This window comes from Streptomyces himalayensis subsp. himalayensis (assembly GCF_013778455.1).
Taxonomy (GTDB): domain Bacteria; phylum Actinomycetota; class Actinomycetes; order Streptomycetales; family Streptomycetaceae; genus Streptomyces; species Streptomyces himalayensis.
This window is the reverse complement of record NZ_JACEHE010000023.1, coordinates 108,524-123,967: the sequence shown is the minus strand read 5'-3', so window position 1 is coordinate 123,967 and position 15,444 is coordinate 108,524. Positions and strand designations below refer to the sequence as shown.

Sequence of the window (15,444 nt, the reverse complement as noted above, 5' to 3'; positions counted from 1 at the left end):
TGTTGTTCCAGGAGATGTAGTAGTCCTGGTTCACCGAGTGGGGGTGCTGGTCGGGCGGTGTGTACGCGGCGGTGTTGTGCGTCGGGTCGAAGTCCCGCCATTCGTACGCCTTCTCGGCCTTCACCGGGAACGACGGATCGACGTTCGCCGCACGCACCGGGTTGGCGCCGCTGTTGTAATACGCGATGTCGCGCGAGTCGGCGTAGAACCAGTTGAAGGCGTAGCTGATGTGCTGCGCAGCCTGCTGGAACGTCTTGGCGTCCGTGACGTAGGACAGGTCGTTCAGCATCTGGAAGCCGATGATCGAGTCGGCCTCGTGCCGGTACGTGGAGCGCAGCGAGGTGTAGGCGACGGGCTTGCCGCCGACCGTGGCGCGGTGCGTGACGATGCCGTAGTGGGTGCGGAAGACCTGCATCCGGTACGAGCCGGCGGCCGTGGAGTCGGCCACTGTCGGCTTCCAGGAGTTGCGCTTCTCCAGCCTCTCCATGGGGGTGCAGGCGCCCCTGTAGAGGTAGTGCGTGGACTGCTTGGTGGGGGTGCCGCCGCCCGGTTCGCAGAGCTCGACGGCGTACGTGTCGGTGATGTCCTGTCCTGCTGAGGTGGCCGACCAGGCGTAGTCCTGGCCGCGGCCCAGCTGGACGTACATGCCGACGCCCGCGAACGAGACGCCGTGCGCGCTGATGCCGGGTCCCTGGAGCTCCTGCATCATCAGCAGCTGCGGCGCGAAGTAGCCGGTCTGCGGGCCGAATACGGCCACGGGGTGACCGCTGGCGGTGTGCTCGCCGGAGACGAGCAGGGCGTTGGACATGCCCTTCCTGCTCGCTCCCCCGGCGAAGAGGCCGGCGGGCAGCACACCGGCGTCGAAGATGCCCTGGAGGGGCTTGAGGCGGCCGTTCACCTTCACGGGGTCCTTGGGCGTCCGAGGACTCGACGCGCTCTGGGTGCTTTCGGTGCTCTGGACACCTGTGGCGCTCGCCGCCGAGCCCTCGCGGTCGTACACGAGCTGCTCGCGCTCGACCGATCCGGAGTCGGGGAGGGCCGTGCCGCGCGGGCTGTCGGGCTTGTCGGCATACGGGAAGCTGCTGCCGTCGTGGAGGGTCAGCACGCTCTCCGGGTCGTTGCGCTGCCGGAAGGACTCCCAGACCCTGGTGCCTTCTTCGATGCCGTACTTCTGCTGAGCCGTGAGCAGGGAGAGCGCGGCTTCGACCTCTCCCCCGCCGCCGTTGCCGAAGAGGCCGCCCACGACCGAGGCGAGCGCGATCATGTCGGTGATCTTGAAGGGCTCTATCTCTCCGACGTTGGTGATCGCGTCGATCTTGCCGGTGAGGACGTACTCGCCGGGAAAGTACCGGCCTTTCTTGGCCTGTTCGCGATAGGCGTTGAGACCGTCGATATAGGCCTGCGCATCGGCCATCGCCTGCTCGCCGCGCGCGCCCGAGGCGCTGCGGAGGTGGTCGACCTGCCTCTGCAGATCCTCCTCGGTGTACGGGGCCTGCGGCCAGAACTGCTGCTCAAGGCCCTGGTTGGCGAGTGCGCCGCCGGCGAACGAGGTGAGCTCGCCGCGACCGATGTGCCGGAACAGGTCGATGAGCCAGAGACGGTCCTGCCCGGCGGCATAGCCGGCGCCGAACTCGGTTCCGTAGCGCGTGGTCCCCTTGATGTGCGGAATGCCGTACTTCTTGTCGCGGGTGATCGTCACATCGTCGCGGGGGCGGGTGACGGAGGCGACCTGGTCGTCGGGGACGCCGAAAGAAGCGTCGTTGAAGTACCGGGTGAGGGTGTCGTCCGTGAGAGTCGGGTACCCGGAGGAGAGCGCGTCATAGGGGCCCAACTGGTCATCGGCGTGCGCGGGCTGAGTGCCCAATAGCTGGTTGGCGAGGATCTCGGCGAGCGTGGCACTGCCGTTCGCACCGGGCGGCAGGATGTCGGCGCACTGGCCTTCGCAGTAGTCGGCTGCGGCCGGCTCCGCCGCGGCGGCTGCCGGGACAGGGGCCAACAGGCCCCCGGTAAGGACGAATACAGCCGTGACGGCCAGTGAGCCCGCGGATCTGCGCAGGGATCTGACGAGGGTGTGGTGGGGGGTACGCCGTGGCATTCCTGCTCCTCCCGACGATGGGTGAGCCGGAGGTTACCGCCGGTACCGCGACGATTGAAGATGAACATGCGTCACGTTTTCCGAATCATTACAGGGCCCAGAGCGGGTGTTGACCGTCCGAAGAGACCAGAACGACCAGTCACTGACAGCCGCTTGACGGCCCGTCCGGGATCCTCGAGAGCAACCGGCGGATGTCATCCGAATTCGGATGGAGCCGAATGGCGTGTCGATACGTCTATTCGACGACGTCCGTACGACGACGCCGAATCAGCCGGAGTACATGTGACGGAGGTGCAGAGCGATGGCCGGATTCCGGAGTCTCGCGAGACAGGTGCGCGACCCCCGCAACGACCTGGCACTACGGCGGTACTCACTGCGCAAGTGCCTCGAGCGGTTCGCCCCTTACGGCCACCGGGCCACCTGGGACCATCTCTGCTCCCGGGCGGGCTTCGGGCAGCAGGACCGCTCACCCGATCCGGCGCGGCTGGTGGCCGCGCTCGACGAACTCGAGGAGGCACGGGCGGTCTGGCTCGCCTACGAGGCCCAGTTCGCCGAGCGGCGCAAGAGGGAGAAGCACGACGGACTGCGCAGGCCGGGCAGCGTGGACGACTGGCACCGGCTCACCTGGGGCGGCTTCGGGGTCGCATGGTGCGACGACCCCCGTGTCCATCCCGCCGGGCCGCTGGCCGAAACACTGCGGCGACTGATAGCGGCCCTGGAGCGGGAGCCTGGCGAACTGTGCCCGGTGTGCTCGGATTCGCGCCTCGTCTGGAAAAGCGATCTGGCCCATGAGCCCTCGTCGGGTCCGGTCTGCACGGGCTGCGGGATAGTGGTGCCACGGCCCGTTCTGACGTCCGCGGCCCTGGCGGAGGCGAGACGAGCGCGGTTGCTGGTGTCGGCCTGAGCACGACGGGGGTGCGACATCCTGGGCGCACCCCCGTGCGAGAAGCGCCGGACCGTTTCTGCGCTACGGAGTGATCACGTCCGTGTGGATGGCGAGCTTGAACTCGGCCAGGATCAGCGGTGTGCCCAGCTTCTTGTCCCCCGCGCCGCGCGCCGAGACCTTCAGCCCCAACGGTGTGCCCGGGTGCACGAACATCTGCCACACGTAAGAGCGGTACTGGCCGCCCCGGGTGGCGGCCCCATCGGTCGTGGCGGTCGAGTCGTACCCCGTCGACGAGCCGAGCGGATCGCGCACGAACCGCGCCCGGTACTCGGTGGGTTCGGCGGCCGCCTCCCAGAAGACCAGCGCGGACAGCACACCCCAGCCGTCGTGGCTGGGCCATATCAGCCCCGAACGGCGGTCCGGGAAGGCGGACGCCTTGTCGCCACCGTGGCCCGGGGCGTGCATCTTCCACGGGTCATAGGACTCCTCGTCCGCCGCGTAGGGGAAGCGCACGAGGTGGTAGCCGTCGCTGTCGTACGAGATCTTCTGCGGGCCGCCGCGGGCTGCTTCCCACTTGAGTGAGCAGATGGCGAGGCTCATAGGTGGCTCCTCCTCGGTGTCCGGCCGGCGCTGGCTGTCGCTGGCGACCGGATTGTCAGTGGCGGGTGGCACCATCGGCGACATGGACTTCTTGCTCCAGGTGTGTCTGAACGGCCCGCGCGGGGCCGGCGATGGTGCGGCCGTGCCGGTTTCTCCGGGGGCGATGGCCGAGGCCGCGGCGGGGGCCGTCGCGGCCGGCGCCCAGGATGTGCATGTACATCCCAAGTCCCCCTGTGGACAGGACACTCTTTCGCCGCGCGCGGTTGCGGCGACGCTCGAAGCGATACGTTCCGCCGTGCGCGTTCCGGTCGGTGTGACGACGGGCGCGTGGGCCGAGCCGGACCCGCGGGCGCGGGCCGAGCGCATCCGCGAGTGGACGACGCTGCCCGATCATGCGTCGGTCAACTGGCATGAGCCGGGGGCCGAGGAGGTGGCTGCGGCCCTTCTCGACCGGGGTGTGGGCGTGGAGGCCGGGCTGTGGTCGGGCACGGACGGCCCGGCCCGGTTCGCCGCATCGCCCCTCGCACCGCGGGTCCTGCGGGTACTGGCCGAGGTCACCGATCGGGATCCCGAGACCGCCGAGGACACGGCCCGGGAGCTGCTCGAGGCGATCGGCGCGGCCCATGGCCGTCCGGTGCTGCTGCATGGTCAAGAGGGCGGCGCCTGGCCGGTGTTGCGGATGGCGCGGCGGCTGGGGCTGGGGCTGGCGGCGCGGATCGGCCTGGAGGACACGCTGGTCCTGCCGGACGGGCAATGGGCCAGGTCCAACGCGGAGTTGGTGGCGGAGGCGCTGAGGGTGGGGGCGGGGCCGTAAGGGGTGGAGGGTCGGAGAACGCCTGCGGCCGGATCGGCGGCCGCTTTGGTGCCCGGATCGGCTGCCGGATCAGGGGCCCGGGGCCGTACCAGACGTAAATCGCTGGCTGTAGGGATGTGCCGCCGGGACAGTAGGGGCTGTGCAACACGGCTGAGGCCCGACCGGGGCGCGGGACTGGAGCCAGGAGTTCCGCTGTATGGCTCCGCCCTGCCGCACAGGGGACGGCAGGGCGGTTCGCGGAGGCCGGGAGCGGCGCGCGGAGGGGGCGCGCCGCCCCCGGGACACCCTTCGCGGCGCGAACGCCCTGCGCTGCACGCACACCCTTCGCGGCGCGAACGCCCCTCGCTGCACGGACACCCCTTCGCGGCGCGAACGCCCTGCGCTGCACGCACACCCTTGGCCGCGGGGACGACTTTCGCCGCGCGGACACCCCTCGGTGCGCGGAATGCCCCTCCCTGCGCCGAGGCCCTCCATGCCGGACGCCCTTCGCTGCCCGTGGTCGCTAGCCTCAGCCGGGCTCGCTCCGCTCCGATGCCCTGGGTGTCATCGGCAGGTGTCCTTGGTGTCAGGGCGGCCGCATGCAGCACCAGACGCTGCATCGGGTTCCGTCTCGCCGGAGCGCAGCGTCCCGCCCGGCTTCCCGGTGCGGCCGCGTTCGGGAAGCAGGCGTGAACCGGTCAACCGCTCACCGAAGACGTCGTCCGGGTTGGAGAGCACGCATGTCTCCAGGGACAGGCAGCCGCAGCCGATGCAGTCGGTGAGGTGGTCGCGGAGGCGGCTGAGCTGCTTGATGCGTTCGTCGAGTTCGGAGCGCCAGGCCTCGGAGAGGCGGGCCCAGTCCTCGCGGTTGGGCGTGCGCCCCTCGGGGAGTTCGGCGAGCGCCTCGCGGATCGTCGCGAGCGGGATGCCGACTCGCTGGGCGGCGCGGACGAACGCGACACGGCGCAACGCGTCGCGCTGGTAGCGGCGCTGATTGCCCGCCGTGCGACGGCTGCTGATCAGTCCCCTGGACTCGTAGAAGTGCAGCGCCGAGACGGCGGCGCCGCTGCGGGCCGACAGCTGGCCGACCGTGAGCTCGTGGATCTTCTCCGGAATCTGCGGCACCCTTCGAACCCTACCGGCCCCCGCTCCGGCTCCTCGTTGACAGAGGCGCCCCACCCGACCATGCTGAGCAAGCGCTTAGACAACGACGCCCGGGAGGGTCAGGGACAATGGCAGAGCCGAGGATCTTCACGTCCGCCGACGAGCTGAAGGCAGCAGTGGGCGAGCAGCTTGGCCACAGCGACTGGCTGGAGATCGACCAGAAGCGGATCGACCTGTTCGCGGAGGCCACGGGCGACCACCAGTGGATCCACGTGGACCCGGAGAAGGCGGCGGCCGGCCCGTTCGGCACCACCATTGCGCACGGGTATCTGACCCTGTCACTGCTGCCCAGCCTGGTCCCGCAGGTCATGCGGGTCGAGGGGATGAAGATGGGCATCAACTACGGCACGAACAAGGTGCGTTTCCCCGCCCCCGTGCCGGTCGGCTCGCGGCTGCGCGCCACGGCCGTTCTCCAGGAGGTCACCGAGACGGGCGGCGGCGTGCAGGTGACGGCAGCCGTCACCGTCGAGCGCGAGGGCGGCGACAAGCCGGTGTGCGTGGCGGAGTCGGTGTCCCGCTACTACTTCTGAGCCGCGTCACACGCAGCCGTAGAGCCGGGGTTCTTTGCCGCGGCACCGTAAGGCCGGGGCTCACCGCGGCACCGTACAGCCGCGGCTTACCGCTTCGCCCCCACCATCCGCAGCACGAGGTCGGCGTAGAGCGCGCCGACCTCGTCGGGCGTCCGGCGCCCGGCCACGTTGAACCAGCGTGCGACATCGATGCAGAGGGACAGCACGGCGAGGGTGGTGCCCTTCACGTCGGGGACGTCGAACTCCCCCGCCTGCACACCGTCGTGGATGATCTCGCGCACGACGTCGTCGGTCCTGCGGCGCAGGGCGACGATCTCCGCGCGCGCCTCCGGACCGAGTGCGTCCAGTTCGTACTGCACGACACGCGCGGTGGTGTGCTGCGAGGCGTGCCAGCGGACGAAGGACTGCACGGCGCCGGAGAGCCGCTCCGCGGGGGTGCCCTCGCGGTCGGACGCCGTCTGCAGGACCTCGAGAGCCTTCTCGTGGCCGATCCTGCTGATGCGGTGGAGCAGCTCTTCCTTGGTCTTGTAGTGGATGTAGAGCGCGGCCGGGCTCATGCCGGCGCGGCCCGCGATGTCGCGGGTCGTCGTCGCGTGGTAGCCGCGCTCGGCGAATGCCTCGACAGCGGCGACGAGCAGCCGCCTGGCCGCGTCCGGGGTGACCTCACGCCACGGCTGGTCCTCGCCATCGGCCGTCTGAGCCGCCGCACCCATCGCTCGCCCCTTCCACCGGTCGCCTGCCGCCATCCTCGACGAAAACGGCCCTGCGGACCGCGTCTGAAGTGGCAGGACGCACCACGATACCGGAATGCTGAGCGGGCGCTTAGAGCTTCTCGAAGGGGTCGTGCTCGGCGAGCAGCTTCTCGAGCCTGGCCTGGTCGACGCGGCTGACCAGCTGTCCGGCCTCCTGCCGGTCCCTGATCACCTTGGCCAGCGTGAACGCCGAGGTGACCAGATAGAGGACGGCGATGCCCAGGAAGGCGCGGACCCAGGCGTCGGCCTGCAGATTGAAGATCCCGATGGCCGTGGCCGCCAGGGCGACGGCGAAGGAGGCGACGGCCTGACCGTAGAACGCGGCGGTGTTCTGCTGCTTGACGGGTGTCTCGCTCATGCGGTCCAGCGTCGCGGGCCGCGACCTGGGACACATCCGCGCGGATACTCAGCTTCGTACTCACGCTCGCGGCCGCAGGATCGTTCCGAGCTGCGCCTCAGAAGGCCGATACGCCCGTCAGCGCGCGGCCGATCACGAGCTTCTGTATCTGGCTGGTGCCCTCGTAGAGCGTCATGACCCGCGCGTCGCGCAGCAGCTTCCCGACCGGGTACTCGTCGATGTAGCCGTAACCGCCGAAGACCTGGAGGGCGTTGTTCGCGGCGCGTACCGCGGCCTCCGAGGCGAACAGTTTGGCCTTGGAGGACTCGGTGGCGAAGGGCAGTCCGCGGTCGATCAGATCGGCGACCCGCCAAGTGAGCAGGCGCGCGGCGTCGACGTCCACGGCGATGTCGCTGATCAGCTCCTGGACCAGCTGGTGGTGCGCGATGGTCCTGCCGAACTGCTCGCGCTCGGTCGCGTACCGCACCGCCGCGTCCAGCGCGGCCTGCGCGATGCCCACGCAGCCGGCGGCGACCGACATACGCCCCTTGGCGAGCGCGGACATGGCGACCGCGAAGCCCTTGCCCTCGGGGGCGAGCATCGCCGACGCCGGGACGCGTACGTCCTCGAGGACCAGCTCGGCGGTGGCCTGACCGCGCAGACCGAGTTTGCCGTGGACGGTGCGGCGGGTCAGGCCTGGCGAGGTGGCGGGCACCAGGAAGGCGGAGACGCCCTGGTGGCCGGGGGTGTCGTTGGTCCGGGCAAAGAGGAGGACGACGTCGGCCCACGTGCCGTTCGTGATGAACATCTTCGTGCCGTTGACGACGTACTCGTCGCCGTCGCGCACGGCGCTCGTCGCGAGGCTGCCCGCGTCGGAGCCGGTACCGGGCTCGGTGAGGCCGAAGCAGCCGACGTACTCGCCGGACGTCAGCCCCGGCAGCCACTGCCGCTTCTGCTCCTCGCTGCCCCAGTGCGCGATGGTCTTCGCGACCAGGCCGAGTGAGACGGAGACGATGCCCCGCACCGACGAGTCGCCTCGACCGAGCTCCTCCGTCACCAGGCAGTACGCGAGGTGGTCGCCGCCCGAGCCGCCGTACTCCTCGTCGACGGTCAGACCCAGGAAGCCGACCTCTCCGAGCTTCTTCACGAGCGAACGGTCGACACTCTCGGCGCGGTCCCACTCGACGACGTGCGGGGCGATCTCGCGCGCCACGAAGTCCTTGGCGAGCTGCCGGACCGCGGCCTGCTCCTCGCTGAGCTCCAGGTTCATCGATGAACGCTCCACGCTGGAATGGACTTGACGAATCGGCTTCTACTTTAACTATCACTGCTAGTTTCTGCCGCAGCGGCCCTACTATGTGCCGCATGGCCCGACCGCGCAAGCCCCTGCTGAGCACCGACCGCATCGTCGAGACGGCGCGTGCGCTGGTCGACGCCGAGGGCCTCGCGGCCGTGTCGACACGGCGCCTCGCCGCCGAGCTCGGGGTGAGCGGGCCGTCGCTCTACAACCACTTCCGCACGAAGGACGAGATCCTCGAGGCGGTCGCCGACTCGATCAGCGCCCAGGTCGATCTGTCGATGTTCGAGGACGGCAGGGACTGGCGGACGGCGCTGCACGACTGGGCCGTGTCCTATCGCGCGGCCCTCTCCGAGCACCCGAACATCGTGCCGGTCCTCGCCCAGGGGCCCGGCCGACGGCCGGCGGGGCTGCGCGTCGCGGACGCGGTGTTCGGCGCGATGGTCGCGGCGGGGTGGCCACCGGCCCAGGCGACGTCGATCGGCGCCCTGATGCGGTACTTCGTCATGGGTTCCGCACTGGGATCCTTCGCCGGGGGCTTCGTCGACGACGAGACGGCGTACGACCCGTCCGACTATCCGCACCTCGGCAAGGCGCATCTGCTCGCCGAGCGCAGGCAGCAGATCGACGGGCGCGCCTTCGAGACGGGACTGCAGGCACTGCTCGACGGGTTGGCCATGCAGTTCGAACAGCTGGCGTCGGCGACGCACCAGGGCTAGACCGGCAGCGGCAGCGGCAGCGGCAGCGGCAGCGGCAGCGGGCACGGCACACGACCCTTCGGCGCTCGCCGAACGTTCCCAGCCGCATGCTGAACCCATGAGACCCACGAAGCCGTCCAGGGACTCCGCCGCCCCGCAGCTCGCCGCGCTCGCCGGGTTGTTCGCCGACGAGACGCGCGCTGCCTGTCTGCTCGCGCTGCTCGACGGGCGGGCATGGACCGCCGGTGAACTGGCGCGGTACGCGGGCGTGGCGGCATCGACCGCGAGCGAGCACCTCGGAAAGCTGGTCGCCGGCGGGCTTCTGGCCGAAGAGCGGCAGGGCCGGCACCGCTATGTGCGCCTGGCCGACGACCGGGTGGCGCAGCTCGTAGAAGATCTTGCCGCGCACGCCGCGCCCCACGTCGAGCGCCCGCGGACGCTGCGGGCGTCGAGCGCCGGCTCCGCGATGGCGCGCGGACGCACCTGCTACGACCACCTCGCCGGACGCCTGGGCATCGCGATCACGGACGCGCTGACCGAGCGCGGTCTGCTGCGTCAGGACACCGGGTTCGCCCTGACCAGCGCGGGGCTGAGCTGGTTCGACGGCCTGGCGATCCCACTCGAACGCACCGGACGACGTCCGCTCGCCCGCGGCTGCCTCGACTGGACGGAGCGCAGACCGCACCTCGCGGGTGTCGCGGGGGCTGCCCTGTGCCGCCACGCGCTGGACGCAGACTGGTGCGTACGGATCGGCTCGGAGCGCGCGGTCAAGGTCACTGACGTCGGCACGCGCGCCCTCGCCGAACTGCTGGGCATCGAGGCGGCGGCGCTGCGGTGACAAAGCGGCGCTGCGGTGACAAAAGCGCCTCCGACGGCGAAGGCGGCGCCCGGGATATTGCGGTGACCGCCGAACTATGCGCCCTTTAACCTCGAGGAACGACGAACTCCGACCGATCGGAGGGCTCGCCGTGACGCGGCGACGGCCTCGCAACGAGGTAGCGGAGCCGCCGTCAGGTACAACGTCCGAAAACCGCGAGCCGCACCGCCCCGACCTCCCTAGCCTCAGGAGCATGATGACTTCCCCCCTGCCCGCCCGGCGCCCCGAACTGCTCGCCGCCGGTGCGGCGACGGTGACCGTCGTGCTGTGGGCCTCTGCTTTCGTGTCGATCCGCAGCGCCGGGGCCGCGTACTCACCGGGGGCTCTGGCTCTCGGACGGCTGCTGGCCGGGGCGCTCACGCTGGGCGTCATCTGTCTCATACGGAGAGAGGGGTGGCCGCCACGGGCGGCCTGGCCGGGAATCGTCATCTCGGGTCTGCTGTGGTTCGGCCTCTACATGGTGGTGCTCAACTGGGGCGAGCAGTTGGTCGATGCCGGAACGGCGGCCCTTCTGGTGAACATCGGCCCGATCCTCGTCGCGGTGCTGGGGTGGCGGCTGCTGGGCGATCCGCTGCCGCCGCGCCTGCTCGCGGGGATGGCGGTGTCGTTCGCGGGTGCCATCGCTGTCGGGTTCTCCATGTCGGGCGACGGGAGCGCGTCCGTCCTCGGGGTCGCGCTGTGCGTGCTCGCGGCGATCGGATACGCGAGCGGAGTCGTGGGGCAGAAGCCCGCTCTGGGGCACGCCACCGCACTGCAGGTGACGACGTTCGGGTGTCTCGTCGGAGCCGTCGCGTGTCTGCCGTTCGCGGGGCAGCTGGTCAATGACGCGGCCCGTGCCCCCGTCTCCGCGACTCTCAACATGCTCTATCTGGGCGTGTTCCCGACCGCCCTGGCCTTCACGACCTGGGCGTACGCCCTCGCCCGTACGACCGCGAGCCGGATGGGCGCGACCACGTACGCCGTGCCCGCGCTGGTCGTCCTGATGTCCTGGATCGCTCTCGACGAGGTGCCGGGTCTGCTGACGCTGGGCGGCGGATTGCTGTGCCTCGCCGGGGTCGCGGTGTCGCGCTCCCGCCCGCGCGGACGGAGGACGACGGCTCCGGCTCCGGTTCCGACCACGGCGACAGCCGCGCCCGAACCGGAACCGGAGAGCAGGTGATCCCGCGTCAGCGCGATTCGGAACCGGAACTCGAACTCGCCCGCGTCGCAAGGACCTTGATGGAGGCGAGGGCAATCACGGAAAGCCCGATGATGTAGGCCGAGACGGCCATGGACGTGCCCGTCGCCTCGAGGAGCAGCACCATGATGAACGGCGCGAGCCCGCCGCCGAGGATGGCCGCGATCTGATAGCCGAGCGAGGCACCGGTGTAGCGCATCTCCGGGGTGAAGAGCTCGGCGAACAGCGCGGCCTGCGGCCCGTACATGATGCTCAGGAAGCAGCTGGTCACGAACGAGGCGACCGCCAGCCACAGCAGCGAGGCGGTGTCGACGAGCAGGAAGAGCGGCACCGCCCAGACGGCCAGGCCCACCGCCCCTAGTGCGTAGATCCTGATGCGCCCGATCCGGTCGGACAGGGCGGCCGACGCGGGGATGAGAACCAGCTGCGTGAGGCTGACGCAGAGGGAGACGGTGAGGACCGCGCTGCGCTCCATGCCGAGTTCGCGGGTGGTGTAGTCGAGGATGCCGGTGATGAGGATGTAGAAGGTGGCGGTGTTCACGGCGAACGACCCGCCTGCCAGCAGCACCGTGCCGAGATGCCCGCGCAGGATCGTCCGCAGCGGGGAACTCTTCTCGCCCTTCTCCTTCTCCGCGAGCGCCCGTTCGGCCGCGCGGAACTCGGGCGTCTCCTCGACCTTGGTGTGGATGTACCAGGCGAGGCCCAGGACGAAGAAGCCGATGAGGAACGGCACGCGCCAGCCCCAGGCGGCGAAGGCGCTCTCGCTGGTGGCCGCGCCGGCCACCAGGAAGACGGAGTTGGCGGTCACCACTCCGATGGGGACGCCGAGTTGGACGAAGCTGCCGTAGATCCCGCGCTTGCCCTCCGGGGCGTACTCGGTGGCGAGCAGCATCGCGCCGCCCCACTGCGCACCCACGGCGATGCCCTGCATGACGCGCAGCAGGACGAGCAGGACGGGCGCGGCGATGCCGATGGTCTGGTACGTGGGGAGCAGGCCGATTCCCGTGGTGGCGACGCCCATCAGGGTGAGCGCGAGGACCAGCATGGGCTTGCGGCCTCGCTGGTCGCCGAGGTGACCTGCGATGACACCGCCGAGCGGACGGGCCAGGAAGCCGACGGCGAAGGTCGCGAAGGAGGCCAGGACCCCGGCGGACGGGCTGCCTGCGGGGAAGTACAGATCGCCGAGCACGAGCGCGGCGGCGATGCCGAAGACGAAGTAGTCGTACCACTCCACGGCCGAGGCGAGAGCGGCGGCGGTCGCCACCTTGCGGCGGCTGCGGGCGTCCGCCGGGGCGGCGGACCGGGGGTGAGCGGATGCTGCTGAGGGTGCCGTGTCCATGCTGCACACTCCGGTGGGTGCGGGGACGGAACAGGGGTGTGGGGGGCGGAACAGGGATGTGGGGGGACGGAACAGAGGGGGCGGCTCCGCGATTTCCGGGAACGTACTGACCGGACGGTATGTACGTCAACGGGTCGTGCGGCAGCAGTTTTGCCTGTGCAATGCATGGGTTGATCAGGCGCGATCCGGGCGCGGGCAGCACGCGGGCCCCGGCCGCGCGACCGCGGCCGGGGTGTACGACGAGTCGGGGAGACCCTCCGCTAGAAGACGACCAGCGCCCGGCCGCCCTTGCCCGCGAGCATGTTGTCGAACGCCGCCGGGATGCCGTCGAGAGCGATGTGCTCGGTCACGAGGGCGCCGAGGTCGAGGTGGCCCGAGCGGATGTGGTCCCCGAGAGCGGGGAGGTCCTCGGCCGGGTCGGAGTTTCCGTAGACGCAGCCGGAGAGGGTGCGGCCCCAGTGGAAGATCTCCAGGGCGTTGAAGGCCACCTGCTGGTCCTTGCCGCCGATGCCGACGACCGTGGTGCGGCCGCCGCGCCGGGTGGACTCCCAGGCGGTACGGATGGTCACGGCGCGCCCGACGCACTCCACGGCGACGTCCACGCCCTGCTTGCCGGTGAGTCCGCGGATCTCGCGTGCGGTGTTCTCGGAGGCGACGACATAGTCGGTGGCGCCCGCGCGACGAGCCAGCTCCTCCTTCTCCGGGGACACGTCGACGGCCACGATCTTCGAGGCGCCCGCGATCCGGGCGGCCTGAAGCGTGGCCAGGCCGACCCCGCCGACGCCGAAGACCGCGACGGACTCGCCCTCGCGGACCCGCGCCGAGTTGTGGACGGCGCCGTACCCGGTGAGCACGGCGCAGCCCAGCAGGGCCGCGTCGGTGAGCGGCACGCCGTCCGGCGCAGGCAGCACACAGCGCTCGGCGACGACGGTCTCCTCGGCGAACGCGGCGACGTTCAGGCCGGGGTGGAGGTCGGCACCGTCGTGGGCCCTCTTCGCGTGCACATCGCCCGCGCCCGTCAGCGCGTCGGCGCACAGCCACACCTCGCCGAGCGAGCAGGCGTGGCAACGGCCGCACGACGGCGCCCAGTTGAGGACGACGCCGTCGCCGGGTGCGACGCGCGTGACGCCCTCGCCGACGGCGACGACCGTGCCGGCGCCCTCGTGGCCGAGCACGGCGGGTACGGGCACCCGCATGGTGCCGTTGGACAGGGACAGGTCGGAGTGGCAGACACCGGCGGCGGCGAGGCGTACCCGCACCTGGCCGGGCCCGGGCTCAGGCAGCTCGATCTCGGTGATCTCCAGAGGAGAGCCGATGGCGGGCAGGACGGCGGCGCGGACCATGGTGGGCTTCAGGCTCCTCGGATCAGCGGGAATCAGAACTGGAGGGACTTGGTCTGGAGGTACTCGGCCAGACCGTGCGTACCGAGCTCCCGCCCGACGCCCGACTGCTTGTATCCGCCGAAGGGGGCAAGCGGGTTGAAGCGGCCGCCGTTGATGTCGACCTGCCCGGTGTCCATACGCCGCGCGAAGGCGACCGCCTCCTCGTCGTCGCCGGCCCAGACGGCGCCCGCGAGGCCGTACACGGTGCCGTTGGCGATACGCAGGGCGTCGTCCTCGTCGGCGTACTTCAGGATCGACAGGACCGGGCCGAAGATCTCCTCCTGCGCGATGGTCATGTCCTCGGTGACGTCGGCGAACACGGTGGGGCTGACGAAGTAGCCCTGCTCGCGGGGAGCTTCGGGGCCGCCCGCGACGAGCCGCGCGCCCTCCGCCACGCCCTTCTCGATGTAGCCGCGCACGCGATCGTGCTGCTTGGCGTTGACGAGGGGGCCGATGCGGTCGCCGTACTTGCCGACGGCCTCCGCGGCGAGCTGCACCGCCTCGTCGTACTGGTCGCGGTGGACGAGCATGCGGGTCCAGGCGCTGCAGGTCTGGCCGGAGTTGGACATGACGTTGGCGACGCCGACGCTGACTGCCTTGGCGAGGTCGGCGCTGGGCAGGATGACGTTGGCCGACTTGCCGCCGAGCTCCAGCGCGACGCGCTTGACGGCCGCGCCGGCCACCGCACCGATCTGCCTGCCGACGGCGGTGGAGCCGGTGAAGGACACCAGGTCGACGCCCTCGTGCTCGGCGAGCGCCTGGCCGGCGACCGGGCCCAGGCCGGTGACCAGGTTGAACACCCCTGAGGGCACGCCCGCTTCATGCACCGCCTCGGCGAAGAGCTGTGCGGTGAGCGGGGTGTCCTCGGCGGGCTTGAGGACGACGGTGCAACCCGCCGCGAGGGCGGGTGCCACCTTGGCGACGATCTGGTGCAGCGGGTAGTTCCAGGGCGTGATCGCCCCGACGACGCCGACCGGTTCGAGCAGCACCATGGAGTTGCCGGCCTTCTCCTCGAAGGGGTACGTCGCCGCCAGCTCGGCGTACGAGCCCGCGACGGCGATCGGCAGGCCCGCGTGCACCCTCTGCGCGAACGGCAGGGGAGCGCCCAGCTCGGCGGTGACGGTCTCGGCGATCTCGTCCTTGCGGGCGGCCAGGACGTCGCGCAGGGCGGCGATACGGGCGGCCCTCTCGGCGGGCGGGGTCGCGGCCCAAGCGGGGAGCGCGGCGCGGGCGGCGCGCACGGCGGCGTCGACGTCCTCGGCCGTGCCCGCCGGGACGTGGGCGATGACCTGCTCGTCGGCGGGGTTCACGACCGCGATCGTGTCGGGGCCTGCGGCCGGCCGCCACGATCCGTCGATGTACATTCCGTCGTGGGCCTTCATCGCGTACCTCCGTGCCGGCGTCCGTCGTCCGGCGCCCAAACTAGCGCCGTTAGTTTTTGGGCGCCAGGGGCACAGGCCGTACGCGACGCACTGTACGTCGTGGGTTGTGCCCACCCATCAGGGCTCCCTCGACGA

Annotated in this window: 15 protein-coding genes; 6 read left to right on the top strand and 9 right to left on the bottom strand. The window is 70.8% G+C overall.

Features of this window, described 5'->3' with window-relative positions:
* Positions 1-2,095 (bottom strand): penicillin acylase family protein (locus H1D24_RS30475; protein WP_181660948.1); only part of this gene is annotated, 2,095 nt, incomplete at its 3' end.
* 301 nt (positions 2,096-2,396) lie between these two features.
* Between H1D24_RS30475 and H1D24_RS30470 the strand changes: the two genes are divergently transcribed.
* The gene (locus tag H1D24_RS30470; protein WP_181660947.1) at positions 2,397-2,999 is read left to right on the top strand and encodes a hypothetical protein; all 603 of its coding nucleotides are present in this window, start codon (positions 2,397-2,399) and stop codon (positions 2,997-2,999) included.
* A gap of 63 nt (positions 3,000-3,062) precedes the next feature.
* Here the strand turns inward: H1D24_RS30470 and H1D24_RS30465 are convergent, their stop codons facing one another.
* Positions 3,063-3,581 (bottom strand): hypothetical protein, encoded by a 519-nt coding sequence (locus tag H1D24_RS30465; RefSeq protein ID WP_181660946.1) that lies wholly within the window; start codon positions 3,579-3,581, stop codon positions 3,063-3,065.
* Positions 3,582-3,672: 91 nt separating this feature from the next.
* Here H1D24_RS30465 and H1D24_RS30460 point away from each other — a divergent pair, with 91 nt between their 5' ends.
* Positions 3,673-4,395 (top strand): 3-keto-5-aminohexanoate cleavage protein, encoded by a 723-nt coding sequence (locus H1D24_RS30460; RefSeq protein ID WP_181660958.1) that lies wholly within the window; start codon positions 3,673-3,675, stop codon positions 4,393-4,395.
* Between the two features lie 543 nt (positions 4,396-4,938).
* Here H1D24_RS30460 and soxR read toward each other — a convergent pair.
* A complete protein-coding gene (gene soxR, locus H1D24_RS30455; protein ID WP_309484495.1) occupies positions 4,939-5,499 on the bottom strand; it encodes a redox-sensitive transcriptional activator SoxR in 561 nt (186 codons plus the stop codon).
* A 107-nt stretch (positions 5,500-5,606) separates the two neighbouring features.
* Between soxR and H1D24_RS30450 the strand changes: the two genes are divergently transcribed.
* The gene (locus tag H1D24_RS30450; RefSeq protein WP_181660945.1) at positions 5,607-6,068 is read left to right on the top strand and encodes a MaoC family dehydratase; all 462 of its coding nucleotides are present in this window, start codon (positions 5,607-5,609) and stop codon (positions 6,066-6,068) included.
* A gap of 86 nt (positions 6,069-6,154) precedes the next feature.
* On the opposite strand, the gene H1D24_RS30445 is transcribed toward H1D24_RS30450, so the two are convergent.
* From H1D24_RS30445 to H1D24_RS30435, 3 genes are all read right to left on the bottom strand, one after another.
* Positions 6,155-6,781, bottom strand: coding sequence for a TetR/AcrR family transcriptional regulator (locus tag H1D24_RS30445; RefSeq protein ID WP_181660944.1), 627 nt, complete (start codon positions 6,779-6,781; stop codon positions 6,155-6,157).
* Positions 6,782-6,890: 109 nt separating this feature from the next.
* Positions 6,891-7,178, bottom strand: a complete 288-nt coding sequence (locus H1D24_RS30440; protein WP_181660943.1) for a YiaA/YiaB family inner membrane protein — start codon at positions 7,176-7,178, stop codon at positions 6,891-6,893.
* 97 nt (positions 7,179-7,275) lie between these two features.
* The gene (locus tag H1D24_RS30435) at positions 7,276-8,427 is read right to left on the bottom strand and encodes an acyl-CoA dehydrogenase family protein (protein WP_181660942.1); all 1,152 of its coding nucleotides are present in this window, start codon (positions 8,425-8,427) and stop codon (positions 7,276-7,278) included.
* A gap of 95 nt (positions 8,428-8,522) precedes the next feature.
* Here H1D24_RS30435 and H1D24_RS30430 point away from each other — a divergent pair, with 95 nt between their 5' ends.
* The 3 genes from H1D24_RS30430 (at position 8,523) to H1D24_RS30420 (ending at position 11,188) form a co-directional block, all read left to right on the top strand.
* The gene (locus H1D24_RS30430; protein WP_181660941.1) at positions 8,523-9,173 is read left to right on the top strand and encodes a TetR/AcrR family transcriptional regulator; all 651 of its coding nucleotides are present in this window, start codon (positions 8,523-8,525) and stop codon (positions 9,171-9,173) included.
* Between the two features lie 97 nt (positions 9,174-9,270).
* Positions 9,271-9,990 carry an ArsR/SmtB family transcription factor gene (locus H1D24_RS30425; protein ID WP_181660940.1) on the top strand — a complete coding sequence of 240 codons (720 nt, stop codon included), beginning with the start codon at positions 9,271-9,273 and terminating at the stop codon, positions 9,988-9,990.
* A 232-nt stretch (positions 9,991-10,222) separates the two neighbouring features.
* Positions 10,223-11,188 carry a DMT family transporter gene (locus H1D24_RS30420; protein WP_181660939.1) on the top strand — a complete coding sequence of 322 codons (966 nt, stop codon included), beginning with the start codon at positions 10,223-10,225 and terminating at the stop codon, positions 11,186-11,188.
* A gap of 7 nt (positions 11,189-11,195) precedes the next feature.
* Here H1D24_RS30420 and H1D24_RS30415 read toward each other — a convergent pair whose 3' ends face one another.
* The 3 genes from H1D24_RS30415 to H1D24_RS30405 all read right to left on the bottom strand — a co-directional run bounded on the left by H1D24_RS30415 (position 11,196) and on the right by H1D24_RS30405 (position 15,309).
* Positions 11,196-12,545: an MFS transporter gene (locus H1D24_RS30415; protein ID WP_181660938.1), complete on the bottom strand. Its 1,350-nt coding sequence runs from the start codon at positions 12,543-12,545 to the stop codon at positions 11,196-11,198.
* Positions 12,546-12,805: 260 nt separating this feature from the next.
* Positions 12,806-13,888, bottom strand: coding sequence for a Zn-dependent alcohol dehydrogenase (locus H1D24_RS30410; protein ID WP_181660937.1), 1,083 nt, complete (start codon positions 13,886-13,888; stop codon positions 12,806-12,808).
* Positions 13,889-13,920: 32 nt separating this feature from the next.
* Entirely contained in the window at positions 13,921-15,309 is a 1,389-nt protein-coding gene (locus H1D24_RS30405) for an aldehyde dehydrogenase family protein (protein ID WP_181660936.1), read from the bottom strand.
* Between the last annotated feature and the right edge of the window lie 135 nt (positions 15,310-15,444).

Bases quoted from the DNA above. Each gene is read 5' to 3' on its own strand.
- H1D24_RS30470 (WP_181660947.1), top strand. From the start codon at position 2,397: ATGGCCGGATTCCGGAGTCTCGCGAGACAGGTGCGCGACCCCCGCAAC.
- H1D24_RS30465 (WP_181660946.1), bottom strand. From the start codon at position 3,581: ATGAGCCTCGCCATCTGCTCACTCAAGTGGGAAGCAGCCCGCGGCGGC.
- H1D24_RS30450 (WP_181660945.1), top strand. From the start codon at position 5,607: ATGGCAGAGCCGAGGATCTTCACGTCCGCCGACGAGCTGAAGGCAGCA.
- H1D24_RS30445 (WP_181660944.1), bottom strand. From the start codon at position 6,781: ATGGGTGCGGCGGCTCAGACGGCCGATGGCGAGGACCAGCCGTGGCGT.
- H1D24_RS30440 (WP_181660943.1), bottom strand. From the start codon at position 7,178: ATGAGCGAGACACCCGTCAAGCAGCAGAACACCGCCGCGTTCTACGGT.
- H1D24_RS30435 (WP_181660942.1), bottom strand. From the start codon at position 8,427: ATGAACCTGGAGCTCAGCGAGGAGCAGGCCGCGGTCCGGCAGCTCGCC.
- H1D24_RS30430 (WP_181660941.1), top strand. From the start codon at position 8,523: ATGGCCCGACCGCGCAAGCCCCTGCTGAGCACCGACCGCATCGTCGAG.
- H1D24_RS30425 (WP_181660940.1), top strand. From the start codon at position 9,271: ATGAGACCCACGAAGCCGTCCAGGGACTCCGCCGCCCCGCAGCTCGCC.
- H1D24_RS30420 (WP_181660939.1), top strand. From the start codon at position 10,223: ATGATGACTTCCCCCCTGCCCGCCCGGCGCCCCGAACTGCTCGCCGCC.
- H1D24_RS30415 (WP_181660938.1), bottom strand. From the start codon at position 12,545: ATGGACACGGCACCCTCAGCAGCATCCGCTCACCCCCGGTCCGCCGCC.
- H1D24_RS30410 (WP_181660937.1), bottom strand. From the start codon at position 13,888: ATGGTCCGCGCCGCCGTCCTGCCCGCCATCGGCTCTCCTCTGGAGATC.
- H1D24_RS30405 (WP_181660936.1), bottom strand. From the start codon at position 15,309: ATGAAGGCCCACGACGGAATGTACATCGACGGATCGTGGCGGCCGGCC.